This is a genomic window from Vibrio sp. 10N.261.51.F11, assembly GCF_041471665.1.
GTDB classification, from domain to species: Bacteria; Pseudomonadota; Gammaproteobacteria; order Enterobacterales; family Vibrionaceae; genus Vibrio; species Vibrio crassostreae_C.
Genome location: NZ_JBFROW010000034.1, coordinates 100,948 through 125,112, shown reverse-complemented (window position 1 = coordinate 125,112; position 24,165 = coordinate 100,948). Strand labels below are relative to the sequence as shown.

Sequence of the window (24,165 nt, the reverse complement as noted above, 5' to 3'; positions counted from 1 at the left end):
GGTATACAACTAAACGCTGATCTGTGAGTTACAATATTTTAATTAAGTTACATTTTCGTTAAAGTTGCATAAGAAGATGTGATTAATTGCCGCCATTAATTTCGCGGTGTGAATTTAATAAATCCCCACCGACGAAACACCAGGTCAACAAGTTGCATATTTAGTCATATTGAGATCAAAAAAAGCAGCCATTAGGCTGCTTTTTCATCAATAACGTTCAGTTATTTCTCTTTAGGCTTTTTACGCTTATCCGTAACTTCCCACTTACCGTCGATGTACAACGCAGTCCAACCGGACGGTTTTCCATCTACTTCAGTACGCACGTAGTTTTCTTTGGTCTTACGACTAAAACGAACCACTGTCGGCTTACCATCAGGGTCAGCAACTGGCGCTGATGCTAGGTATTGGAACTTAGGTGAGATACGGTCTTTAAAACGAACCAGCTCTTCCACTAATGGTGCACGTGTTTCACGTGATTTAGGGAAGTTGCTCGCAGCCATAAATAGACCAGAAGCACCATCACGAAGAACAAAGTACGCGTCTGAATTTTCACACGGAAGTTCAGGGAAATGCACCGGGTCTTCTTTTGGTGGCGCAACTTCGCCATTTTTCAGAATCTTACGAGTGTTCTTACAATCTTCACTCGTACAGTCCATGTATTTACCAAAACGACCGTTCTTCAGAACCATGTCAGAACCACACTTGTCACACTCAACAAGTGGACCATCGTAGCCTTTCACTTTAAATTCGCCGTGCTCAACCACATAACCTTCACAGTTCGGGTTGTTACCACATACGTGCATCTTACGCTTATCATCGATTAGATAGGCATCCATTGCCGTTTCACAAATAGGACAACGCTTTTTAGCTCGAAGTGCTGCTGTTTCAACGTCTTCTTCAAGCACGTTGATAATGCCTTCTTCATCACCAAGGTTGATTGTTGTCTTACAACGCTCTTTTGGTGGAAGTGCATAGCCAGAACAACCAAGGAATACACCTGTCGAAGCAGTACGAATACCCATTTTACGGCTACAAGTCGGACACTCAATATCGGTTTCCACGATATGATTTGGCTTCATGCCACCAGCGTCTTCGTCTAAGTCTGCTTTTTCCAAATCGCCAGTAAAGTCTTCGAAGAAGTTATCTAGCACGCCTTTCCAGCTTGCTTCGCCTTCTGCGATTTGGTCCAACTTCTGCTCCATACGAGCAGTGAAGTCGTAGTTCATTAGGTCATTGAAGCTGCCATCTAGACGGTCAGTAACAATTTCACCCATCTTCTCAGCATAGAAACGACGCTGTTCAACTTTTACATAACCGCGATCTTGAATCGTTGAGATGATTGATGCGTATGTTGAAGGACGACCAATACCACGCTTCTCAAGCTCTTTAACTAGCGCCGCTTCAGTGAAACGAGCCGGTGGCTTAGTGAAGTGCTGTTTAGGGTCTAGCGCAATCAGATCAAGCTTATCGCCGATCTGTACTGCTGGAAGGATCGTATCTTCGTTCTTGCCCATTGGACGCTGAACACGAGTCCAACCATCAAATTTAAGGATACGACCTTTCGCTTTCAACGTGTACTCATCTGCTTTAACGCTTACTGTCGTTGAATCGTATTGAGCTGGCGTCATTTGACACGCTACGAATTGATTCCAAATTAGCGAGTAAAGCTTGTGTGCGTCTGCGTCTACGCCGTTTAGATCTTCCGACTTAACATCTACACTTGAAGGACGAATCGCTTCGTGGGCCTCTTGAGCGCCCTCTTTGCTGCCGTATGCAAGAGCTTTAGGTGGAAGGTATTGCGCGCCGTACTCAGAACCAATGTATTCACGAGCGGCTTCTACAGCTTCTGAACTCAAGTTGGTTGAATCAGTACGCATATAAGTGATGTAACCCGCTTCATACAGGCGTTGAGCCAGCATCATGGTTTTCTTTACGCCATAACCAAGACGCGTACTCGCCGCTTGTTGCAGCGTCGACGTGATGTAAGGTGCAGACGGCTTACTCTTTGTTGGGCGGTCTTCACGTTTACATACTTCGTATTGCGCTTTTTCTAAAACGCTAACAGCAGCTTGTGTTTGCGCTTCATTTTCAGGTTTAAACGCAACACCGTCTTTCTGTGCAACTTGCAGTCTAAAGTCGGTTTTCTCTGCTGTTTTAGTATCAGCATGCACATCCCAGAACTCTTCAGGGATAAAGGCGTTGATCTCGCGCTCACGCTCTACCAGTAGTTTTACCGCTACTGATTGAACACGGCCAGCGGACAGGCCTCGTGCTACTTTTTTCCAAAGCAGAGGTGACACCATAAAGCCAACAACACGGTCCATAAAACGTCGTGCTTGTTGTGCGTTTACGCCATCAATATTTAGCTCACCTGGAGTTTCGAAAGCTTGTTGAATAGCATTCTTGGTGATTTCGTTAAAAACCACTCGCTTGTATCGCGTTTCATCGCCACCGATGATCTCACGAAGGTGCCATGCGATAGCTTCTCCTTCGCGGTCCAAATCGGTTGCGAGATAAACATGGTCTGCGTTCTCAGCCAGTTTTTGCAATTCAGCGACGACTTTCTCTTTACCAGGTAGGATTTGATAGTTCGCTTCCCACTCTTTATATGGGTTGATACCCATCTTTTTGATAAGAGCTTTGCGATCTTTTTCTTTTTTGATACGAGCTTTGTCTTCTGGGCTCATACCCTTGGTTGAAACTGCTGCAGCCTTTTGACCAGTACTTTGACCTGCCGTTGGTAAATCACGTACGTGACCTACACTCGACTTAACGACAAAGTCTTTGCCAAGATATTTATTGATAGTTTTAGCCTTGGCTGGCGACTCCACTATAACGAGCGATTTACCCATATTGACTCTAACGTCCTTAATCACGATGCTTCAGCACCAACAATTTAGCTTGTGGGCTTTTACGCATGATATTCTAAATTCATTGCTTCTTTTTTTACTATTGTGCGAGATTACTAGAAGATCAACCGCTTTTTTCAAAATTGGATCTGATCGCTCGACAATTCGACGACTCATAGAGAAAAGGGGCACAATATAAAGAAGCTATAAAGTACTCACTAAGAATACTTGCAAGAGCCTATTCATCAGGCATTACGTCTAAACGGGCTCATACTAAGCTTGTCCGCGAATCTAACGCGAGCCCCATTCAATTATTTTTGCCGTAAATCACAAAATAAATTGTGGATGTTTGAAAAGACTCTCTTAATCGGTTGTGAAATCATTGAATTTCTAGTTCGACACCATAAACTCAACGTTATATTCAGTTATCAGAGATAAACTCATGACAAAGAAAGTAATAGCAGAATTTGATTTACTGCTTATCGCAAACCAAATTATCCAATCACATGATGACTACATTGAAGGCATGCGCGCAAACAGCGTAGTAGAAAAAGACGATGTACTCGTCTTCAAAGGTGAATACTTCTTAGACAGCAATGGAATGCCGACCGAGAATACAACCGCGGTATTTAACATGTTTAAATACTTAGCGCACCACCTTTCGAAAGAATTTACAATTCAGCAATAATTAAAAAGCTTGCCACTTAGGCAAGCTTTTTTGTTCCTAAACCTTTACATACTAAGCATTTTTATAGACTTAGCATTTTCAGCTTGTCGAAGTAATCAGGGAATGTCTTTGACGTACAACCTGGATCATTAATCGTCACAGGCGTATCGCTCAAGGCAACCAGCGAGAAACACATCGCCATACGGTGATCATCGTAAGTATCAATCGCCGCATGAGTCAGTTCAGCCACAGGGTTAACAATAATGTAATCTTCACCCTCTTCCACTTCAGCGCCGACTTTGCGTAGCTCTGTTGCCATTGCAGCCAAGCGGTCTGTCTCTTTCACACGCCAGTTGTAGACATTACGGATTGCCGTTGTGCCTTTCGCAAACAATGCGGTTGTCGCGATAGTCATCGCAGCATCTGGGATATGGTTATAGTCCATATCAATGCCTTTCAGCTCGCCACAACGAGAAATAACGTAGTCGTCACCCCATTCGATTTCCGCACCCATTTTCTCAAGCGCATCAGCGAATTGGATATCACCTTGGATACTGTTTTTACCAATACCAGTGACCTTAATCTCACCACCTTTGATAGCAGCGGCTGCAAGGAAATATGACGCAGATGATGCATCACCTTCAACCAAGAAATCACCCGGTGCCGAGTAAGATTGCCCGGTAGGAATCACAAACTCTTGGTAATCATTATTGATCACGTCCACACCAAATTGCTTCATGATGTGCAGCGTAATATCGATGTAAGGTTTAGAAACCAATTCACCGTCAATTTTAATGGTCACTTCACCTTCAGCTAAGGGCGCAGCCATCAAAAATGCCGTCAAGAATTGACTAGAGATAGAACCGTCGATAGAAACTGTACCGCTCTTCAGACCTGTACCTGTGATCTTCAATGGTGGGTAGTTTTCGTTCTCTAAGTATTCAACATCGGCACCGGCTTCTCGCAGTGCTGTTACCAAGTGGCCAATTGGGCGCTCTTTCATACGAGGCTCACCAGTAAGAACGTATTCACCGCGACCTAAACATAGTGCAGCCGCCAACGGACGCATCGCCGTACCCGCATTACCTAAGAAAAGCTCTAGGGCTTTGTCACTTGAAAATGCACCACCAACACCTGTCACTTCACAAACGGTTTTGTCTGCAGACAACTGATAATCAACACCTAACTGAGTTAATGCATTCAACATATGACGAATATCATCACTGTCTAGCAAGTTTGTTAGGCGAGTGGTTCCCGTAGAAAGTGCAGCCAAAAGAAGTGCACGGTTGGAAACGCTTTTTGAACCAGGTAGGTTAACTTCCCCGTTCACTTTTTGAATTGGTTGTAACGTAAGGCTTTCCATTAAATCTTATAGTCCTTGTACCACCCGAAGTCACTGGCGCGTATTTATTTTCGGGTGATGAATAATTCTTCGTACTTGCAGACTAACGAACTTTTCCAACGAACTCCAGAGCTAATCCGGCCCAAACCGGTGATTAATTAGCCAATCAATCGTATTTATATACTAGTACACGAGATCAAGTCGAACACCATCTGAAAAATAAAGAATTCGTACATCATCGCCTCGGTTGAACAGCATCGAGTTATCGACATCTTGGATAATGTTGACCAACTTGTCGTCTTTGGTTTTGACCAATAACTCGACCAGTTTGTACTCTACTTTATATTGTGTGTTACCTCGGTTACGAGCAATACCCGCACCTGCTACTGCACCTACAGCTGTCGCCACTTCTTTACCAGTGCCGCCGCCAAACTGGTTACCAATCAAGCCACCAATCGCCGCACCTAACAAGGTTTCCCAACCATTCGCTTTCGACTCAACGATCTCTTGCTGAGTGATGTATCTGACCGTATCAATCTCACCATAAACCACCTCGTTTACTGGTCGAGCTTGGTTTCTGTTGTAAGCTGCATTTGCCAACATGGGCAAAACAAGTAAAATCCAAAGCAACTTCTTCATGGTAAAACTCCTAAAGACCTCTTGGTCAGTGATTAATCTGTAATGCGGTACTTATGACTATATACCTAACCGAACTTGATACTACTAGTATAGAGTTTCCTTCGCCTTTCGACGCGCTTGATGACCCCAACGGTCTGCTCGCCTTCGGTGGTGATTTATCACCAATGCGAATTTTAAACGCTTATAGCCAAGGTATATTTCCATGGTATGGCCCAGGTGAGCCTATACTTTGGTGGAGCCCTGCACCGCGAGCGGTATTTAATCCTAAGACATTCGAACCGTCAAAAAGTCTTAAAAAGTTTCAAAGAAAGCACAATTACCGAGTCAGCATCAACCAAGCGACGGACAGAGTAATTGGTTATTGCTCTTCACTAAGACCCGAAGAAGAAACCTGGCTAAACAGCGACATGCAGTCAGCCTACCGCAAACTCGCTTCATTAGGTTTCTGCCACTCGGTTGAGGTTTGGCAAGATGATGAACTGATCGGTGGACTTTACGGCTTACAAAGAGGCCAAGTCTTTTGCGGTGAATCGATGTTCAGCCTAAAGACCAATGCCTCTAAAATTGCGCTGTGGTACTTTTGTAAACACTTTACCCGATTCGGCGGACAACTGATTGATTGCCAAGTCATGAACCCTCACTTGGAATCCTTGGGCGCTATCGAGGTTGATAGGGATGAATTCCTAGGCTCTCTGCAATTACTCAAAGAGTTCTCCGTTGACGATGCATGCTTTAAAACCCAATGGCTAAAGGAAATGCCTTAATGAATCCAGATTTACAACAAATCAGAATTGGATTAACAGACAATCACGCTTGCAGCTACTTACCTCACTTCGAAGAGAGAGTGGCGGTCACGCTTGACGAACACATGCACACCTCAGATAACTATGAAGTTCTGCTTGCGAATGGATTTCGCCGCAGTGGTTCAACCATTTATAAGCCACATTGCGATAATTGCTCAGCATGCCAAGCGATTCGGCTTTCAATTCCTGAGGTTAAGCTTTCCAAAAGCCAACGACGGATCCTTAACAAAGGAAAATCACTACGTTGGGAACTGAAAGATGAGATGGATGACAACTGGTTTGACTTATACAGTCGCTATATCACCGCTCGTCACCGTTCGGGAACCATGTACCCACCCAAGAAAGAAGAGTTTCTACAATTCTCTAAAAATGAGTGGCTTACTACAAAGTTCATGCACATCTATGATGAGAACAAGTTGGTTGGTATCGCCGTAACCGACATCATGGCTCACTGTACGAGCGCGTTTTATACCTTCTTCGATCCTGATATAGACATTTCGATGGGAACACTTGGCGTTCTATTTCAGATCCAACATGCCCAGAAAGAACAAAAACAATGGTTATATTTGGGTTATCAAATCGATGAATGCCCTGCGATGAACTATAAAGTACGATTTCAACGTCATCAAAGGCTAGTAAATCAGCGGTGGCAAGGGTAGAATACGCGACAACTTTACATATTTTGATTTTAACGGCACAATCAAGCCGTTGAAAACCGCCAAATTTCGAAAGAGGATTAGATGGCTAAAGAAGACGTAATCGAGATGCAAGGCACTGTCCTTGATACTCTACCAAACACAATGTTCCGTGTTGAGCTTGAAAACGGTCACGTAGTGACAGCACACATCTCTGGTAAAATGCGTAAGAACTACATCCGTATTCTTACTGGTGATAAAGTAACTGTTGAGATGACTCCATACGACCTTTCTAAAGGCCGCATCGTCTTCCGTGCTCGTTAATTTTTAATTAGCGAATACAATAAGAAGCGGAGCTTAAGGCTCCGTTTTTTATTGCCTGAGCTTTTTACTACACAAGCACATCAATCTCGCATCTCGCATCTCGCATCTCGCAAGCATAAAAAAACGCACAACCTAAGTCATGCGTTTTATATTTAAGCCTTTGATTTATCAATCACTTCGTTAGTGCATGACCTCTTCTTTAGCACCAACATAGATGAAATCCAATTCGTCTTTTTTCAGGGATACTTTAACCGTACCGCCATCAACCAAGCTACCGAACAGTAACTCGTTAGCAAGTGGTTTCTTAAGCTTCTCTTGAATAACACGTCCCATTGGACGAGCACCCATGGTCTTGTCATAGCCTTTATCAGCTAACCAGTGACGAGCATCCTCAGAAACCTCTAAAGACACGCCACGAGCGTCCAGTTGAACCTGAAGCTCGACAATGAACTTATCAACTACTTGGCTAATCACACTTGGGTCAAGGCTGTTGAACCAAATGATATTATCAAGACGGTTACGGAACTCAGGAGTAAATACCTTCTTGATTTCGCCCATCGCATCTGGCGCATGATCTTGTTGGATCAGGCCGATCGATTTCTTCTCGGTTTCAGCCACACCTGCGTTGGTCGTCATCACTAGAATCACATTACGGAAGTCCGCTTTGCGACCATTGTTGTCAGTTAGCGTGCCGTTATCCATTACCTGCAGTAGCAAGTTAAAGATATCTGGGTGAGCTTTCTCGATTTCATCCAGTAACACAACAGAGTGCGGGTTCTTGATTACGGCATCCGTTAGCAAACCACCTTGGTCGTAACCAACATAACCAGGAGGCGCACCAATCAAGCGGCTCACTGAGTGTCGCTCACCGTACTCAGACATATCAAAGCGCAGAAGCTCAATACCCATCAACTTAGACAGCTGAACAGTCACCTCTGTTTTACCGACACCAGTAGGACCAGCAAACAAGAATGAACCAACAGGTTTATTGTCTGCACCCAATCCAGCACGGGTCAGCTTAATCGCTTCACTCAATACATCGATTGCAGGGTCTTGTCCGAATACCAACATTTTCATGCGCTCATCCAGTTTCTGGAGTGTATCTTTGTCTGAAGACGATACTGACTTTTCAGGAATACGCGCCATTTTCGCAACCATTGACTCAATATCAGCCACGCTTACCGTTTTCTTACGACGGCTTGCAGGTGCCAAACGGCTACGAGCGCCCGCTTCATCGATTACGTCAATGGCCTTATCAGGAAGGTGGCGTTCATTAATGTATTTAGCTGACAGTTCCACAGCGGCACGCAACGCTTTGTTGGTGTAGCGCACTTCGTGGTGAGCTTCGTATTTTGGCTTCAAGCCAATCAGGATCTTGGTCGTATCGTCTAGCGATGGTTCAATAATATCTATTTTCTGGAAGCGACGAGCTAAAGCACGCTCCTTCTCAAAAATACTGCTGTACTCTTGGTACGTTGTTGAACCGATGCAACGTAATTTGCCACTGCTTAGTAGTGGTTTAATTAAGTTTGCCGCATCAACCTGACCACCCGATGCAGCCCCGGCACCGATAATGGTGTGGATCTCATCGATGAACAGAATCGCGTCTTCTTCTTTCTCCAGTTGCTTAAGAATCGCTTTAAAACGTTTCTCAAAGTCACCACGATATTTGGTTCCGGCTAACAGTGAACCGATATCTAGAGAATAAATTACGCTGCTCTGAATGATTTCAGGCACTTGTCCTTCAACGATGCGCCATGCAAGACCTTCCGCGATGGCAGTTTTACCTACCCCCGCTTCACCCACTAACAGAGGGTTGTTCTTACGACGACGACACAGAACTTGGATAGTGCGTTCTAGCTCTTTGTCACGACCGATTAGTGGGTCAATATTGCCCTGCTTTGCGACTTCGTTAAGGTTAGTAGCAAAATTTTCTAAACGGTCTTCAGAGTTAGCTTCTTCAGCATTTTCTGCACCACCAAATGAATCGGATGATGAAGGACTGTCGCCTTCGTTGCTCGCTTTGGTAATACCGTGTGAGATGAAGTTAACAATATCTAAGCGACTAATGTCGTTTTTCTTAAGAAGATATGCCGCGTGAGATTCTTGCTCACTAAAAATAGCCACAAGTACGTTAGCACCTGTTACTTCGCTGCGACCTGAAGATTGAACATGAAAAACAGCGCGTTGAAGTACTCGTTGGAAGCTCAACGTAGGCTGAGTTTCGCGAGTTTCGTCGCTTTCAGGGATAAGTGGGGTCGTTTGATCGATAAAAATATCGAGCTCATTGCGAAGAGCATCGAGATCAGCCTGACAAGCTTGGAGCGCTTCCTTGGCCGCATCATTTTCTAATAATGCTAGTAGGAGGTGTTCGACAGTCATGAATTCATGTCGCTTGTCTCGCGCACGAGCAAATGCGCCATTTAAACTCGTCTCTAATTCTTTATTTAGCATAAGTACCTCCTAAGGGAACAACAGTGTTGTTCGAGCAATTTATACTTGCTCCATTGTACATAGTAGCGGATGCTCATTTTCCTTTGAGTACATCGTGACCTGCGCTACCTTTGTTTCCGCTATTTCAGCACTGTATGTGCCGCATATAGCTTTACCTTCATAATGAACCTTGAGCATCACTTCCGTTGCTTTTTCGATATCTAGTGAGAAGAATCGCTCTAGGATCTCGATTACAAAGTCCATGGGCGTGTAGTCATCGTTATTCAACACAACGTTATACATCGCCGGTGGCTTTACTTTTGTTGCTTCTTTCTCCAGTAAATCTGAGCCTGGAGATGCCCATTCAAAGTTTCTGCTCATATCGCTTTGCTAAGGGTTATTTTTCGGAAGTCGTGAGTGTTTACCTAACTCAAATTTACCACATTCACGCTTTACCGTGTACTAAGAAACTGCACCTAGAAACAGTACCAAAAAATATTCCTCTATACTGAGCCTAATCCACCATTTCCATCGCTGCAAATAAAAGATCTCGATTAACAAGATTAACATATGTGATTGATTAAAAAGACGCCATAACTATTGATACTAACGATAAGATTACCGCTAAGTTACTATTTGGTTAATAGTTTACGGTTAATCTCGAATGTGATTTGTTATTAAAATTGATCACTTTTATACCAATTTACTATTGACTGTGCTCAATCATTAGCTACATTGGAGCTAAAAGGTTTTTTAATACATTTTTGCAACATGAATTAAAATCAGTAACACGCTTCAAAAATTAACAATAAGGAATAATTACGCAGGGTAGCGTTAATTTCCGTAAGCAATGTACGAGATTCAAGCTATTAGCTGAAATTCTTTAGCTGGTAGGAATGATATCAATCGCACTTACAACAATTGATATAACAACGTTAGTAACAAAATGCATGAGGGATGTATAGCATGGCTACAGGTACAGTAAAATGGTTTAACAATGCCAAAGGGTTTGGCTTTATTTGTCCAGAAGGTGAAGACGGCGATATTTTCGCGCACTACTCCACAATACAAATGGAAGGTTATCGAACCTTAAAGGCTGGTCAGCAGGTCGACTATGAAGTAGAAAGTGGACCTAAAGGCTCGCATGCTAGCTCAGTTGTTCCTGTAGAAGGCAGCGCCGCAAAATAGGCGATTGCCAACTCATGTTAACCTCCAGCAGTCGTCATTAACGGCTGATAGGTAAACAGAATATTGAAACCGCTCATTTAATACCTGTAACACAGGATTACGTGAACGGTTTTTTCGTTTTAGGGGCTATAAAGTTGCTCACTAGACCATTAGTTCACGGGTGTATTCTTATTAAGCTAGGTCTTTGAGGTATTACAAAAGAACAAAAAAAGACGCTTTAACGTTATCGTTAAAGCGTCTTTCGTTTTGACTTTATCTATAACTTAGCTATCAGCCTAAGCAACTCGTTAGCAAATCACGTTCATGACTGACTAACGATGAGTCCAATCACTATGCATCAATAAACGCGTTTAGCGTTGAGCTTGGGCGCATTAGTGTTGAAACCAATGCATCGTCAAGTAGGTAGTAACCACCTAAGTCGCCAGCCACACCTTGAGCGTTGTTCAGCTCTGCAACGATCGCTTCTTCACTTTCAGCCAGTTGACTTGCCACACTTGCAAACTCAGCAGCGAGATCAGCGTCAGCCGTTTGCTCAGCAAGCGCCTTAGCCCAGTATGCCGCTAGATAGTAGTGGCTACCACGGTTATCAAGCTCACCTACTCGACGTGAAGGAGACTTGTTGTTATCAAGGAACTCACCCGTCGCTTTATCAAGCGCATCAGCTAGAACTTGTGCTTTAGCGTTACCTGTTACTACGCTCAGGTGCTCTAGAGATGCCGCTAGTGCCAAGAATTCACCTAGAGAATCCCAACGCAGGTGGTTTTCTTTCTCTACTTGTTGAACATGTTTAGGAGCAGAGCCGCCAGCACCTGTTTCAAACAGACCACCACCGTTCATTAGTGGAACAATCGATAGCATCTTAGCTGATGTACCAAGCTCTAAAATCGGGAACAAGTCAGTTAGGTAATCACGTAATACGTTACCAGTAACCGAAATAGTATCTAGGCCTTCTTTGATACGAACCAGTGAGTATTGAGTCGCTTCAAGTGGAGCAAGGATCTTAATTTCAAGACCATCGGTATCGTATTCAGGAAGGTATGCTTCAACTTTCTTGATAAGCTGAGCATCATGTGCGCGTGACGCATCTAGCCAAAATACCGCTGGAACACCCGATGCACGAGCACGCGTTACCGCAAGCTTAACCCAGTCTTGGATTGGTGCATCTTTAACCTGACACATACGGAAGATATCGCCTTCCTCTACGTCTTGCTCAAGAAGCACAGCGCCTGAAGCGTCAACAACTTGAACCTGACCAGCAGCTTCAAGGATGAAAGTCTTATCATGAGAACCGTACTCTTCCGCTTTTTGAGCCATCAAGCCAACGTTTGGTACGCTACCCATCGTTGTTGGATCGAACGCGCCGTTCTCTTTACAGAAATCAATAACCGCTTGGTAAATGCTCGCGTAGCTACGATCTGGGATCATTGCTTTGGTATCTTTTTGCTTACCTTCTGGATCCCACATTTGACCAGAAGAACGCAGCATTGCAGGCATAGATGCATCCACAATGATATCGCTTGGTACGTGTAGGTTAGTAATGCCACGGTCCGAATCAACCATCGCTAGTGGTGGCTGAGTCTCGTATACCGCTTGCAGGTCAGCTTCGATTGCTTCTTTCTGCTCTTGAGGAAGCGCATCAATCTTCGCGTAGACATCACCGATGCCGTTATTTACATCAACGCCTAGCTCTTCAAACAGCTGACCGTGTTTAGCAAATACGTCTTTGTAGTAAACCTTAACCGCGTGACCAAAGATCACTGGGTCAGATACTTTCATCATCGTCGCTTTCAAGTGAAGAGAAAGCAGTACACCTTGCTCTTTAGCCGATGCGATTTCTTTTTCGAAGAATGCAACCAAAGCGGCCTTATTCATCACTGACGCATCAATGATCTCTTTATCTTGCAGTGCAAAAGCTGGCTTCAATGTTTTCTTCGCACCATCTTTGCCAACGAATTCAATGCTAACTTCTGTAGCACCTTCAATGGTTACTGACTTTTCGCTACCGAAGAAGTCTTTGTCGTCCATACTTGAAACGTGCGACTTAGAATCTGCAGACCAAGCACCCATTGAGTGTGGGTTCTTCTTCGCGTAGTTTTTAACAGAAAGTGGAGCGCGGCGATCCGAGTTACCTTCACGCAATACTGGATTTACTGCACTGCCTTTGATTTTGTCGTAAGTCGCTTTTACTGCTTTCTCTTCGTCAGTGTTTGCTTCTTCTGGGTAATTAGGAAGTGCGTAACCTTTTGACTGTAGCTCTTTGATCGTTGCTTGAAGCTGAGGTACAGATGCAGAGATGTTTGGAAGCTTGATAATGTTTGCTTCTGGTGTCTTAGCCAATTCACCTAGTTCTGCTAATGCATCACCAATACGTTGCTCTTCGTTCAAATAGTCAGGGAAGTTGGCAATAATACGCCCTGCAAGTGAAATGTCGCGAGTATCAACGTTAATACCAGAAGAAGCTGTAAAAGATTGAATGATAGGCAGCAGAGAGTATGTTGCTAGCGCCGGAGCTTCGTCTGTAATGGTATAGATGATCGTTGGTTTTTCAGTAGGCATGAAATTTCCCTATAGTTCTTACAAGCTCATTTAAAGTAGTGAGCGTGTTATAAATTGACCAGTAAGCCACTCTAAGAGTGAAAACTGCTTACTCGATAGTCGTACTCTATCTTATTTTTCATACAATCTTGATGACAGCATGAACCAAATCCGTGAGTGCGTTGTTATAATAAAACACGAAGGTATAATTAAACAAATCAGGCTTAAGAGTCCATCAACTTGTTCTATTTTGTGTCTTTTAGGCGCGCAAATGATAGCTCAATTCCGTTTCAGTGAAAACTTTTCAGCACACTTCGTTTACATTTTTGCAAGGTAGTTAACATGTCTACTCGCTCACGCAGCGCATCTCGTTCAGACAAACCGGCTCGTTCTGGTGCAACATTAAAACAAAGCGGTAATAGACAAAGCCGAAGCAGTGATAAGAATAACACTGGCAATTCGCACAACAAATCTCACTCAAGCAAGCACCGATATAAAGGCAAGCCTACCAATGCAAAACCTAAGGTTGCGCTCGAAGATCGCAAAGTAATTCTGTTCAACAAGCCTTTCGATACTCTAAGCCAATTTACAGATGGCGAAGGGAGAAAAACGCTAGCGGACTTTATTCCAGTGAAAGACGTTTATGCTGCAGGTCGCCTTGACCGCGACAGCGAAGGGTTAATGGTCTTAACCAATGATGGGATATTTCAAGCTAAGTTAACTCAACCAAACTCAAAATCCCCAAAGACATACTGGGTACAGGTTGAAGGCGCAACTTCTGAGGAAGATTTAGATAAATTGAGAAAAGGTGTCGAACTAAAAGACGGCATGACACTACCGGCTAAAGTAGAAGTGATGCAAGAACCTGAAGTGTGGGATAGAAATCCTCCAGTCCGCTTCAGAGCCGCGATACCGACAACATGGTTGGCTATTACAATCATTGAAGGACGTAACCGCCAAGTAAGACGCATGACAGCCAATATCGGCTTCCCTACCCTACGTCTTATCCGCTATTCAATGGGCAACATGAATGTGGGGCAGCTACAGCCTGGTGAGTGGAAAGAGATTTAACTCATAGCAATATAAAAAAGCAAGATATTTATTATATCTCGCTTTTTTACACATGAAGATTGATTACTCTTGGTCAATCATCCACTTACGGAATTCTTTGCGCTCTTTTTTAGAAGCTTTTAGATACCAAGCTTTCAATTGCTCGACATTTTGAGTAACACTTCCCACAACGCTTGGGGCAGTTTTAAGATCTAGTTTCGGAGTATCCGATTGAGTTGTAACTGGAGAGGGAACTATCGCAGTAGTCGTGGCAGTGACTAACGCACCATCGACAAACGTGATTCCTCGTTGATCGTTATGTTCTTTTACAAGCTTGTCCATTCCCATAAATGGAAGTAGACCTTTCTTGCCTTGAAGTAACTCTTGTTGATAGACAAGTTCGTTACCGTCTTGAGTTAAACGCCAATCGGGATTTTGCTTTTTGAAAGCTTTTTCTGCCTCGCTTTTACTTCGAGCGACTGGGTGATCCAATTTAATTTCATTCCCACCCGCTTCAAACGTTAATAAATATGGCTTAGAAGTAAATACTCCATTGCCACTACCACGGCCTACTTCTTTGTCCATTCGGACAACAACTTGAGTCGTACCATTCCTTATTATATTCGTCCCCAACTTAGAATCAGCCTCTACACCATTAATGTAAAGAACAGAGACACCTTTGCTAGGAATCAGAGTTATAGCATGTGCAGAAAATGCCAACATAGTTAAAACAAAGAATAATTGCTTTTTAAACATCACAGAGATTGACTCCTTTCATCAGGCACGTTGCCAAAAATAATTAAGTAATTGTTATATAAAATATTAAACTGTAAAAATAAATAAAGCCACCCTTGGGTGGCTTTATAAGAAAGTATTTAACTAAACTCGATTAGAAGCTAGCTTTAACACCTACAGCAACACCAGTGTCAGTGTTTTTCTGATCTGTACCACCAACTTCAATGTAGCCAGTAGTATTTGGTGCAAAGCCGTAACCAGCGTTTACAAACCATTTGTCTTCATCATTCGCGTCATTATCGCTGTCCGCAATGCTGTAACCAGCACCAATGGTTACTGCATCAATAGTGTAATCAGCAGCAAATGCGATAGTATCTGCATCAACCTTAACTGGGCCATTTTCCATGCTAGTTGCGTAGTAACCTAACTCAAGATTTAAGTTTTCAACTCCTGAGAAGCGAGCTTCTAGAGCCCAAATCGAGTCTTCTGCTGTTACAGCAGTCGCTTTCATTTCAGCATCACCGAAATATGCAGTGAAGTCAAAATCAGCTACACGTGCACCAAGTTTAAGGTCGTAGTAAGCTCCGTCTTTACCAAGGCTATCTTGTTCTTTTTTATCTTGAGCAAGAGATGCTGTAGCGTAGAACATACCAGTATCAATGTCGTAACGAACCATTTCGTCAGCACAGAAGTCACTGCCGTTTTCGAAGAAAGAGCTCACACCAAACTGGTAATCAGAACCAACACCAGCATCATCTAGAGCACCACATGTACGACCGAATTTAACAGAACCGTATGTTTGCGTGTAAAATGCTACGTAAACATCGCCAACTTCAGCAGATGTGTTTTTACCGCTTGTTACGTCGCTTGAAGCGCCGTCAAACTCCCAGTAACCACCGAAAGAAACTTCGTCGTTCATTGCGTAACGTACGTCAAAACCAAAATCCGCATCTTGAATTTGCTGCTCAAAATCAGAGTCTTTATCGAAGCCTTTTACGTAAACAACTTCAATGTCGCCGCTTAGGTCAACAGTCACGCCTTCGTTGTTGTAAATTTCGATTGCTTGTGCAGACGTCGCTGCAAACATAACACTTAGTGCTAATAGAGTCTTTTTCATAATAAATCCACTGCCTTTTCTAAGAATGGGAGATCCTTGCCCGGTTCCCTTTTATTTTTATGACTGGTCATTACCACTCTTTGTTGGTTAACCACCGTCACTAAATTTCGAGGTCTAGATTGCAAAAGATTATCCTGCGTGTCAAATAAACTAAAAACAAACCTAAAAAAAACACAAAACCATCAAAATCAATCGCTTACATTTTTTTTCATTGTTTTACGAGCAGCTTATCCTTAGTTTTATCAGGAAATATAATAATCCAAAAAAAGAACAAAACAGCATTTAACACCGCAATCAACTCATATAAACGCCAACTTTCAGAACTTAACGCCTACAAGCCAGTCTTTTTTAATATTTATATTTCGCAACATAAATAAAATAGTTAAGTTCCTGATGGTTCAGTTTTTTTTTGTGAACAAGATCTACCTTTGATTCAAAAGCAAGCTATTTCACCGTAAATGTACCGACTAGTGATATGTGCTACTATCCTCGCTCCGTTACGTAGGTCACAGTATGCTAACTACTAAAATTCAAAAATCTATTCGCACCAGTTATCAAAACCTCCAAGATCAGTTGGACAACTTTGTACCTCGACGTGCTCAAAATTACCTTGTTGCAGAAATAGCGAAGACACTTTGTGGTCAATACCACAAAAGTAATCGCATGATTGTTGCAGAAGCGGGAACCGGGATCGGGAAATCACTGGCTTATTTAATGGCAACTATTCCTGTCGCTGTGCTCAATAACCGAAAAATAGTCATATCAACGGCGACGGTTGCGCTACAAGAACAGCTCGTCAATAAAGATCTCCCTCTATATAGAAGACTGACTGATCGAGAGTTTTCTTTCATATTAGCGAAGGGCAGACAGCGTTATTGTTGTTCCGAAAAGCTAGCCGCTGCCTGCGGGGTTGATGGCGGACAAATGGCCATGTTCGAATCTAAGCCAAAGAAGAAGGATATCGACCAACTTCAAACCATGTATCGTAGCCTAACCCAAGGTAAATGGGATGGTGACCGTGATTCGTGGCCAAAACCCATCGACAACATGATTTGGCAGATGATTGTCAGCGATAAGCACAGCTGTAATAACAGTATGCCTACTCATAGAGACTGCCCTTTCCAAAAAGCGCGCTCAGAGCTAGATAAAGCAGACGTGATAATTGCCAATCACAGCTTGGTGATGGCGGATGCAGACCTAGGAGGCGGTGTGATACTGCCTGAGCCAGAAAATAGCATCTATATATTCGATGAAGCTCACCATTTACCGCATGTAGCCAGAGATCACTCTTCTGCGGCTGCGAGCTTAAAAGGCGCGGCGTCATGGTTGGAGCGTTTGAACCAATCCATCACTAAGCTTTCAGGCCTCGCTGACGAGAAACGTGTCCACCGGTTTCGAAATGAACTGCAAGATTCAGTGCAACAGCTGATCCCTACCCTGACTCAAATGAGTAAACAGTTTGACGCTAACCACTTTGAAGACGGCTTGTATCGCTTCGAACATGGCGACTTACCTGAGTGGCTTGAGAATGAATCAAAAGACCTCAAGCAACTCACACAAAAGGCGAGCCAAGCAGTTGCGAAGATTGCAGACCTGATTGCGGAACGAGTTAAAGACGGCGAGCTTTCAGCAAAGCTTGCAGAGCCGGCACTGGCAGAAATTGGCTTCTATATACAAAGAACAGAGAACCTTGCTCAAGTTTGGCGCTTAATGGCTGAACCGAAGAGAGAAAAAGGTGCTCCTTTGGCTCGTTGGCTCGAACTGAATAAAGAAAGCGAAGGCGATTTCGTTGTTAATGTTTCGCCACTAGAGGTAGGTTGGCAACTGGATCAACAAATCTGGAGCCGCTGTGTGGGTGCGGTATTAGTATCTGCGACCATGAGGGCGCTCAACTCTTTCAGCTTTTTCTGTCATCAAGCAGGTATCAGCCAAAAAGCAGAAGATGGAGTACAATTTTTGGCTTTGGCATCACCGTTTGATTACCAGAATCAGGCTGAGCTTATCGTTCCAGCAATGAAGTACGAACCACAAGCACCTCAGTTTACCGAATATCTTATTGAAATTTTGCCTAAGGTAATAGAAGACAAAAAAGCCAATCTCGTTCTATTCTCTTCTTACTGGCAAATGAACAAAGTTGCAGAGGCTTTAACAACAGATTTCGTTAAAAAGTCGTGGGCATTGCAGGTTCAAGGCGATACTTCACGAACTGAAATTCTAAAAAAACATAAAAAGCTAATAGACCAAGGTAAAACCAGCGTTCTTTTTGGAACTGGCAGCTTTTCTGAAGGTCTTGATCTACCGGGTGAGCTTCTTGAAAACCTCGTTATTACCAAGATTCCTTTTGGTGTTCCTACCTCTCCCGTAGAGCAAGCACATTCAGAATATATTGAATCACGCGGTGGTAACCCTTTTATGCAGATTACTGTTCCAGATGCGAGTAAAAAGCTTATTCAATCTGTGGGTAGACTACTGCGTAAGGAAAGAGATTCTGGTAAAGTCACGATCCTTGATAGACGCATAGTAACGAAGCGATACGGAAAGTCCCTACTCGATTCACTACCGCCTTTTAAAAGAACAATAAAATACTAATATCCCCTGCCCTTGAGGTAGTTATGGGCCTTCATCGCTAGGCCCTTGCATCCACAACCCAACATGACTAATCCATAGATTTTTCATGTGGCTGCCCTATCAGCCGATAACGAGAACACTAGCTATTTATGGAAATGATTGAGCCAACCATGTTGGTCATACTTGCTCTGGTTGCATTTGCAGCAGGCTTTATTGATGCTGTCGCAGGTGGCGGAGGGATGTTAACCGTTCCAGCTTTACTGTCACTTGGTTTACCGCCACACATCGCATTGGGTACTAACAAGCTTGCAGCAACCTTCGCTTCATCTACAGCTGCATTCACTTACTACCGTAAAAAGCTGTTCAAGCCTGAGTGTTGGGTCAATGCATTCATATCTACTTTAATAGGTGCGACCATCGGCACACTCACTGTTGATGCCATTAGCACCGAGTGGTTAGAGAAGGTATTGCCGTTAGTCATTCTTGCCGCAGCGGTCTATACCATTTTTCATAAGACTCCAGATGTGAGCCATAATGTGTCTCCTAAACCTTGCCCTGTGCTTAAGAGAAAACAAAAGTACCAAGGATTCATTCTTGGCTTTTATGATGGGGTTGCTGGCCCAGGAACTGGCGCGTTTTGGACGGTAAGCTCTATGGCGCTTTATCGCTTAAACATCTTACTTGCCTCTGGTCTATCCAAAGCCATGAACTTTACCAGTAACTTTACCTCTTTGGTGACCTTCGCGATTCTTGGTCATATTGATTGGGTTCTAGGTTTAACCATGGGCCTTTGTTTGATGGCCGGTGCATTTGTTGGCGCTCACTCTGCTATTCGGTTCGGTGCTACATTTATAAGACCTGTGTTTGTTACAGTTGTAAGCGTACTTGCAATTAAACTGGCATACGAAGCTTGGTTTGTGAACTTATAGGCAGTAGCCAACGGGAAGTGAAATGAATCAATTTTCAAAGCTAAAAAGTGTTATTGATACCTTGATTGGCCATTGCTCGCAGGTTGACAAATCTCGAGGGGCTTATCATCAAGCCTTGTTTGACCGAGCCTTATTTAAATGCGGCGCCTCTGTTTTGCTTCCCTATGCACTTGAAACTCAGGCAACGTACCGCACCATTGTACGTGAACAAACCTCAAATCAACTGACCGCGTCCAGAGCCAACTACCTGACAGAAAAGCTGACCAATCAGATTGCAGCAATCCAAAGAGAGTTAGCCAACCACGATTTACGCTTGGACCGAAAAAGCAAGTCAGGAAAAAGCTTAAACGACTTATACAACGAACTCGCACAACACCAAGATTGGCAAAAGCGGCTCGTCGATTTAGTTCAAACACGAAAGTTAGCGTTTGATTCAGCGCCACGCCACCATAAGAAAAAAGCGGAAGAGGCTTGGCAACTCGCAAAAGAACGATTGGAACGCTGTGAGGACTCAATGAAGAACATTGAGAGATTGATTAACTTAGAGAACCCTACGCGAAATGAGCACTGATAACACATCATCACCACTGGATAACGCACCTGAAGAAGTTAAGTTAGCTGTCGACTTGATCTACTTACTCGAAAGCAACGAGATCGACCCAAAGGTGGCGTTAGAAGCAATTAAGATTGTCCAGCAAGATTTACAAGCCAAACTAGCATCTAGCATCTAGCATCTAGCATCTAGCATCTAGCAAAAAATATACAGGATTCACATGTACCAACTTAGCTTTTCTATGCCCGAGTTTCTTGAAAATTACTGGCATAAGAAACCAACCATCTTAAAAGGTGGCTTCCAGAACTTCGTCGACCCAATTTCGCCGGAAGAACTTGCTGGTTTATCGATGGAAGAAGAAGTGGATTCTCGCTTTGTTTCTAACCTCGACAACAAATGGACAGCCGAACACGGTCCATTCACTGAAGAGAAGTTTGGTGAACTCACTGAAACACATTGGCAATTGATCGTTCAAGCAGCCAACCATTGGCATCAAGGTGCAAATCAGCTGACTGAAGCGTTCCAACAATTACCAAACTGGTTGTTCGACGATCTCATGATTTGCTACTCAGCACCTGAAGGCGGTGTTGGCCCTCATATTGATCAATACGATGTATTCATCATTCAAGGCCAAGGTAAACGTCAATGGAAAGTGGGCGCGAAAGATGTTGGTCAGTACAAAGAGACCGTTCAAGCGTCTGCTCTACGCCAAATAGAAGGATTTGAGCCAATCATTGATGAAACCTTAGAGCCGGGCGATATCCTTTATATCCCGCCAGGTTTCCCACATGAAGGGAACACATTAGAGCCGTCGATGAGCTACTCTATTGGCTACCGTTCCCCTAAAGAGCAAGAGCTAATCAGCAACTTTGCCGATTTTGTGCTTGCTCATGATATGGGTGACGTACACCTGCACGATCCAGAATTCAAAACGCAAGAAGGCTACGGAAAAATTCGTTCATCGGATTTAAGCAATCTCACAGACATGTTGAAATCTGCACTAGAGCAACCTGAAACCATCAGTGAATTCATGGGCTGTCTGCTAAGCCAATCACGCCACCAACTTGATATCGTTGCTCCTGAGCCACTATGGACTCAAGAAGAGATCGCTCAACACTTAGAGTCTGAAGGTGAGATTCACCGAGTATCAGGCTTAAAAGCGCTCTACCACGAAAATGAAAGCAACACAGCTTACATTAATGGTGAGGTGGTTAAGGTTGATGAAGCGGATTCTTCGTTACTCAACATACTTTGCGATGAGACCATGATTACCTCGGCTACTGCCCTATCTCCTTCGGGCATAACTGTCGTGACTGAATTGGTCAACAAAGGCTACTGGTTTATCGAAGAGTAAGCAGCGTCAACCGCTGGTTATTGACCAGCTTCTAGAGAAACAATTAAAAAAGGGACAAATGAAATCTTCATTTGTCCCTTTTTCTATTCAAGAATTGGTTAAGGATTAATGCTTATACCTTGAACAACTATACCTTGAACTGATTGACCAATTTCTGTTGTTGTTGAGACAGCTGGTCAATTTCATTACCCACTTGCTCAGAAGCCGCGGCTTGCTCCAAGATCTTCGCACTCAAATCGCGAATATTAACCACGCTTTGATTTACTTCACCGGAAACCGATTGTTGCTCTTCAGCTGCTCGAACGATCTGACTGTTCATATCACTGATCGCCTCAATAGAAGTAAAGATCGACCCCAGATCTTCAACTGCTTTCTGAACGTGTAGTGCTGTGTCGTTTGCAAGTATATTGCCTTCTTGTATCGCTTCAACGACATCTTGAGTTCCAGCATGAACCTTGTCGATCACCGCTCTGATCTCACCAACCGATGATTGTGTGCGACTTGCGAGGTTTCTTACCTCATCCGCAACAACAGCAAAGCCACGGCCTTGTTCGCCAGCACGAGCCGCTTCAATCGCCGCATTCAATGCCAGTAAGTTAGTTTGCTCAGAAATCCCCTCAATAACACTTAAGATCTCGGTGATGTTACCGTTATTTTTTGCCAACTCTTCAACAATAGGAACAGCACTCGACATACGTTCCACCAGCTTTCTCATTTCACCGGCTGAAAGTTCGATGACTTGTTGCCCTTGTTGAGCAGAACGATTCGCTTCACAAGCAGCATCAACCGCCACTTCTGCATTTTGTACCACTAAGCCCGCTGTTTGAGTCATCTCTTCGGCCGCTGTCGCCACAAGATCGACTTCTTTAAATTGAGATTCGCTACTTTCTCGGGTACTTGATGCCGATGCTTTAGCCTGGCTTGTCGTGCTCGCCACTTGTTCAGTGGTGTGAATAACTTCTTTGATCGTGTGTTGTAGCTTGTCTAAGAATAAGTTGAACCCTTTAGATAACTGACCTATTTCGTCTTGAGACTTAACCTCTAAACGCTGTGTCAAATCCCCTTCACCAGAAGCGATGTCATTAAGTCGCTCAACCACTTGTCGAATAGGCTTCACAATTGAAAGGGAAGCAAATGCGATAATGGCTAAACCGAACAAAATGAACACAGTACCGGCAATCACTTCCGTCTTAATGCCTTCACTTAGCTTAGTACTAATGATGGAATCCAATTTGTTGGCATCAGCGACGACGCTCTCTCTCGGAATCTCAAACAACACACCCCAAGTTTGGTTAGCCGCAACAACAGGCGCAAAGGCAAGTAACCACTCACCGTTCTCGCTCCATTGCGTTGTCACTTCACCACCAAAGATAAAGTCGGTCATTAAATCACTGTTTGTATTGTCACTTTGGAAGATTGAACCAACTGCAATGCTTGAATCATCAGAAGCGATGACTGAACCATCTAGACTAACCACATAAGCTTTACCCGCACCGTTAAACAAGCTCTGGTCAGATTGAGTAATCACACTGGTTAAACCATCGAGTCTTAGATCAATACCAAGAAAACCAATAGCAACGTCGTCAACCAAAATAGGGACTGAAATAGAGGACGTAAGTAGTGCTACACCTCCGCTGTTAACCACTCTAGGCGTACTAATACATGTTTGCCCTGAAGACAAAGGACAGTAAAAACGTTCGCTATTGCTGTCATCATTCAAGATAGATTCTGAAAGAACGTTCGCTAGAACATTTTCACCGTTATCTGCCACCTTCCAGTAAGGAGCAAAACGACCTTTTTCGTTAGAGCCAACATAATCAGCATCGACATAATTCGCATCTTCACTATCGAGTAAATTAGGCTTGAAAACTAGATACGCACCTTGAATAGAGTCGAAGTTTAAAACCGAGCGACGAACCATTTCATCCAAGGCGGTACGAAGCTCTTCACTTGGCGTAAAGTTTTCGTCTGCATTGTTTTTTAGAAACTGAGCACTGGCCGCAAGCATCTCTGCGCGGTAAATAGCTTCGTCTACATAACGTTGAGTTTCTTGAGCATTAAGCTGAGAAACAGACGCCAGCAGCTGCTGAGTTTTATTGATAACTGATTCTGAACTTTGAGATTTGATGACTTGTTGATTGCTCGTTGCGTTGTAGATCGAGAAACCAATAAGAGACAGTGACGTAATGATTAAACAACAACCTGCTAAGAGGGTTATTTTCCACTGTACCGATAGAGAGCGCATTTAATATCCTTATTTAAGCCAAAAGACTTCCATAACCATAACTATCACATCGACAACGAATTGCTGTACACAATGTAAATGAGTTAGACGAATAGCTTAGCGGATAATTACAGCACAAATTGCTTACATATAAAACGAAAGTTTATACAAATGTTAATAGAGCGTGTTTTCTTCCTTTTTTCTGTGATTTCAAATGATG

The 24,165-nt window shown here is 43.4% G+C and carries 20 protein-coding genes; 11 read left to right on the top strand and 9 right to left on the bottom strand.

The genetic code is table 11. The features are described from left to right. Positions 1–221: 221 nt before the first annotated feature. Positions 222–2,852: a type I DNA topoisomerase gene (gene topA / locus AB4351_RS12070; protein ID WP_017067846.1), complete on the bottom strand. Its 2,631-nt coding sequence runs from the start codon at positions 2,850–2,852 to the stop codon at positions 222–224. Between the two features lie 439 nt (positions 2,853–3,291). Between topA and AB4351_RS12065 the strand changes: the two genes are divergently transcribed. Continuing rightward, positions 3,292–3,537: a YciN family protein gene (locus tag AB4351_RS12065; protein ID WP_017062104.1), complete on the top strand. Its 246-nt coding sequence runs from the start codon at positions 3,292–3,294 to the stop codon at positions 3,535–3,537. Positions 3,538–3,598: 61 nt separating this feature from the next. Here AB4351_RS12065 and aroA read toward each other — a convergent pair whose 3' ends face one another. Next, on the bottom strand, positions 3,599–4,879 hold the full coding sequence (aroA, locus tag AB4351_RS12060) for a 3-phosphoshikimate 1-carboxyvinyltransferase (protein WP_017062105.1): 1,281 nt from the start codon (positions 4,877–4,879) through the stop codon (positions 3,599–3,601). Positions 4,880–5,041: 162 nt separating this feature from the next. Beyond that, complete coding sequence (locus AB4351_RS12055) at positions 5,042–5,497, bottom strand: glycine zipper 2TM domain-containing protein (RefSeq protein ID WP_372126125.1); 456 nt, start codon at positions 5,495–5,497, stop codon at positions 5,042–5,044. Positions 5,498–5,550: 53 nt separating this feature from the next. Between AB4351_RS12055 and aat the strand changes: the two genes are divergently transcribed. The 3 genes from aat (at position 5,551) to infA (ending at position 7,259) form a co-directional block, all read left to right on the top strand. Continuing rightward, a complete protein-coding gene (gene aat, locus AB4351_RS12050; RefSeq protein ID WP_017063504.1) occupies positions 5,551–6,261 on the top strand; it encodes a leucyl/phenylalanyl-tRNA--protein transferase in 711 nt (236 codons plus the stop codon). Further along, the gene (locus AB4351_RS12045; RefSeq protein WP_065585123.1) at positions 6,261–6,959 is read left to right on the top strand and encodes an arginyltransferase; all 699 of its coding nucleotides are present in this window, start codon (positions 6,261–6,263) and stop codon (positions 6,957–6,959) included. Before aat ends, AB4351_RS12045 begins: the two co-directional genes overlap by 1 nt. A gap of 81 nt (positions 6,960–7,040) precedes the next feature. Beyond that, positions 7,041–7,259 carry a translation initiation factor IF-1 gene (gene infA, locus AB4351_RS12040; protein ID WP_001040192.1) on the top strand — a complete coding sequence of 73 codons (219 nt, stop codon included), beginning with the start codon at positions 7,041–7,043 and terminating at the stop codon, positions 7,257–7,259. Positions 7,260–7,439: 180 nt separating this feature from the next. On the opposite strand, the gene clpA is transcribed toward infA, so the two are convergent. Both clpA and clpS read right to left on the bottom strand, forming a co-directional pair. Further along, positions 7,440–9,713: an ATP-dependent Clp protease ATP-binding subunit ClpA gene (clpA, locus tag AB4351_RS12035; RefSeq protein ID WP_017062108.1), complete on the bottom strand. Its 2,274-nt coding sequence runs from the start codon at positions 9,711–9,713 to the stop codon at positions 7,440–7,442. Positions 9,714–9,752: 39 nt separating this feature from the next. After that, entirely contained in the window at positions 9,753–10,073 is a 321-nt protein-coding gene (gene clpS, locus AB4351_RS12030) for an ATP-dependent Clp protease adapter ClpS (RefSeq protein WP_004737430.1), read from the bottom strand. 585 nt (positions 10,074–10,658) lie between these two features. Between clpS and cspD the strand changes: the two genes are divergently transcribed. Then, entirely contained in the window at positions 10,659–10,880 is a 222-nt protein-coding gene (gene cspD, locus AB4351_RS12025; RefSeq protein WP_004736548.1) for a cold shock domain-containing protein CspD, read from the top strand. Between the two features lie 330 nt (positions 10,881–11,210). Here cspD and AB4351_RS12020 read toward each other — a convergent pair whose 3' ends face one another. Continuing rightward, complete coding sequence (locus AB4351_RS12020; protein ID WP_372126122.1) at positions 11,211–13,436, bottom strand: NADP-dependent isocitrate dehydrogenase; 2,226 nt, start codon at positions 13,434–13,436, stop codon at positions 11,211–11,213. A 321-nt stretch (positions 13,437–13,757) separates the two neighbouring features. Between AB4351_RS12020 and AB4351_RS12015 the strand changes: the two genes are divergently transcribed. Continuing rightward, positions 13,758–14,486, top strand: a complete 729-nt coding sequence (locus tag AB4351_RS12015) for a pseudouridine synthase (RefSeq protein ID WP_372126119.1) — start codon at positions 13,758–13,760, stop codon at positions 14,484–14,486. A 63-nt stretch (positions 14,487–14,549) separates the two neighbouring features. Here AB4351_RS12015 and AB4351_RS12010 read toward each other — a convergent pair whose 3' ends face one another. Together AB4351_RS12010 and AB4351_RS12005 are read right to left on the bottom strand one after the other, a co-directional pair. Then, positions 14,550–15,221 (bottom strand): DUF2057 family protein, encoded by a 672-nt coding sequence (locus tag AB4351_RS12010; RefSeq protein ID WP_372126142.1) that lies wholly within the window; start codon positions 15,219–15,221, stop codon positions 14,550–14,552. Between the two features lie 133 nt (positions 15,222–15,354). Then, entirely contained in the window at positions 15,355–16,317 is a 963-nt protein-coding gene (locus tag AB4351_RS12005) for a porin (protein ID WP_372126116.1), read from the bottom strand. A 513-nt stretch (positions 16,318–16,830) separates the two neighbouring features. On the opposite strand from AB4351_RS12005, the gene dinG reads away from it, so the two are divergent. The 5 genes from dinG to AB4351_RS11980 all read left to right on the top strand — a co-directional run bounded on the left by dinG (position 16,831) and on the right by AB4351_RS11980 (position 21,721). After that, the gene (gene dinG, locus AB4351_RS12000) at positions 16,831–18,906 is read left to right on the top strand and encodes an ATP-dependent DNA helicase DinG (protein WP_136978344.1); all 2,076 of its coding nucleotides are present in this window, start codon (positions 16,831–16,833) and stop codon (positions 18,904–18,906) included. Positions 18,907–19,034: 128 nt separating this feature from the next. Then, positions 19,035–19,814, top strand: a complete 780-nt coding sequence (locus tag AB4351_RS11995) for a TSUP family transporter (protein ID WP_017062114.1) — start codon at positions 19,035–19,037, stop codon at positions 19,812–19,814. A 22-nt stretch (positions 19,815–19,836) separates the two neighbouring features. After that, the gene (locus tag AB4351_RS11990; protein ID WP_372126114.1) at positions 19,837–20,385 is read left to right on the top strand and encodes a primosomal replication protein; all 549 of its coding nucleotides are present in this window, start codon (positions 19,837–19,839) and stop codon (positions 20,383–20,385) included. After that, the gene (gene rsmS, locus AB4351_RS11985) at positions 20,375–20,545 is read left to right on the top strand and encodes a pleiotropic regulatory protein RsmS (RefSeq protein WP_017111064.1); all 171 of its coding nucleotides are present in this window, start codon (positions 20,375–20,377) and stop codon (positions 20,543–20,545) included. Before AB4351_RS11990 ends, rsmS begins: the two co-directional genes overlap by 11 nt. 42 nt (positions 20,546–20,587) lie before the next feature. Then, positions 20,588–21,721: a JmjC domain-containing protein gene (locus tag AB4351_RS11980; protein WP_372126111.1), complete on the top strand. Its 1,134-nt coding sequence runs from the start codon at positions 20,588–20,590 to the stop codon at positions 21,719–21,721. A gap of 127 nt (positions 21,722–21,848) precedes the next feature. Here the strand turns inward: AB4351_RS11980 and AB4351_RS11975 are convergent, their stop codons facing one another. Then, the gene (locus tag AB4351_RS11975; RefSeq protein WP_372126110.1) at positions 21,849–23,966 is read right to left on the bottom strand and encodes a methyl-accepting chemotaxis protein; all 2,118 of its coding nucleotides are present in this window, start codon (positions 23,964–23,966) and stop codon (positions 21,849–21,851) included. Between the last annotated feature and the right edge of the window lie 199 nt (positions 23,967–24,165).

Excerpts from the sequence above, each read along its gene's own strand:
- AB4351_RS12020 (WP_372126122.1), bottom strand. The coding sequence starts at position 13,436 with ATGCCTACTGAAAAACCAACGATCATCTATACCATTACAGACGAAGCT.
- AB4351_RS11995 (WP_017062114.1), top strand. The coding sequence starts at position 19,035 with ATGGAAATGATTGAGCCAACCATGTTGGTCATACTTGCTCTGGTTGCA.
- infA (WP_001040192.1), top strand. The coding sequence starts at position 7,041 with ATGGCTAAAGAAGACGTAATCGAGATGCAAGGCACTGTCCTTGATACT.
- clpS (WP_004737430.1), bottom strand. The coding sequence starts at position 10,073 with ATGAGCAGAAACTTTGAATGGGCATCTCCAGGCTCAGATTTACTGGAG.
- AB4351_RS11990 (WP_372126114.1), top strand. The coding sequence starts at position 19,837 with ATGAATCAATTTTCAAAGCTAAAAAGTGTTATTGATACCTTGATTGGC.
- AB4351_RS12015 (WP_372126119.1), top strand. The coding sequence starts at position 13,758 with ATGTCTACTCGCTCACGCAGCGCATCTCGTTCAGACAAACCGGCTCGT.
- AB4351_RS12005 (WP_372126116.1), bottom strand. The coding sequence starts at position 16,317 with ATGAAAAAGACTCTATTAGCACTAAGTGTTATGTTTGCAGCGACGTCT.
- cspD (WP_004736548.1), top strand. The coding sequence starts at position 10,659 with ATGGCTACAGGTACAGTAAAATGGTTTAACAATGCCAAAGGGTTTGGC.
- AB4351_RS11975 (WP_372126110.1), bottom strand. The coding sequence starts at position 23,966 with ATGCGCTCTCTATCGGTACAGTGGAAAATAACCCTCTTAGCAGGTTGT.
- AB4351_RS12065 (WP_017062104.1), top strand. The coding sequence starts at position 3,292 with ATGACAAAGAAAGTAATAGCAGAATTTGATTTACTGCTTATCGCAAAC.
- aroA (WP_017062105.1), bottom strand. The coding sequence starts at position 4,879 with ATGGAAAGCCTTACGTTACAACCAATTCAAAAAGTGAACGGGGAAGTT.
- AB4351_RS12045 (WP_065585123.1), top strand. The coding sequence starts at position 6,261 with ATGAATCCAGATTTACAACAAATCAGAATTGGATTAACAGACAATCAC.
- rsmS (WP_017111064.1), top strand. The coding sequence starts at position 20,375 with ATGAGCACTGATAACACATCATCACCACTGGATAACGCACCTGAAGAA.
- AB4351_RS11980 (WP_372126111.1), top strand. The coding sequence starts at position 20,588 with ATGTACCAACTTAGCTTTTCTATGCCCGAGTTTCTTGAAAATTACTGG.
- AB4351_RS12010 (WP_372126142.1), bottom strand. The coding sequence starts at position 15,221 with ATGTTTAAAAAGCAATTATTCTTTGTTTTAACTATGTTGGCATTTTCT.
- dinG (WP_136978344.1), top strand. The coding sequence starts at position 16,831 with ATGCTAACTACTAAAATTCAAAAATCTATTCGCACCAGTTATCAAAAC.
- AB4351_RS12055 (WP_372126125.1), bottom strand. The coding sequence starts at position 5,497 with ATGAAGAAGTTGCTTTGGATTTTACTTGTTTTGCCCATGTTGGCAAAT.
- aat (WP_017063504.1), top strand. The coding sequence starts at position 5,551 with ATGACTATATACCTAACCGAACTTGATACTACTAGTATAGAGTTTCCT.
- topA (WP_017067846.1), bottom strand. The coding sequence starts at position 2,852 with ATGGGTAAATCGCTCGTTATAGTGGAGTCGCCAGCCAAGGCTAAAACT.
- clpA (WP_017062108.1), bottom strand. The coding sequence starts at position 9,713 with ATGCTAAATAAAGAATTAGAGACGAGTTTAAATGGCGCATTTGCTCGT.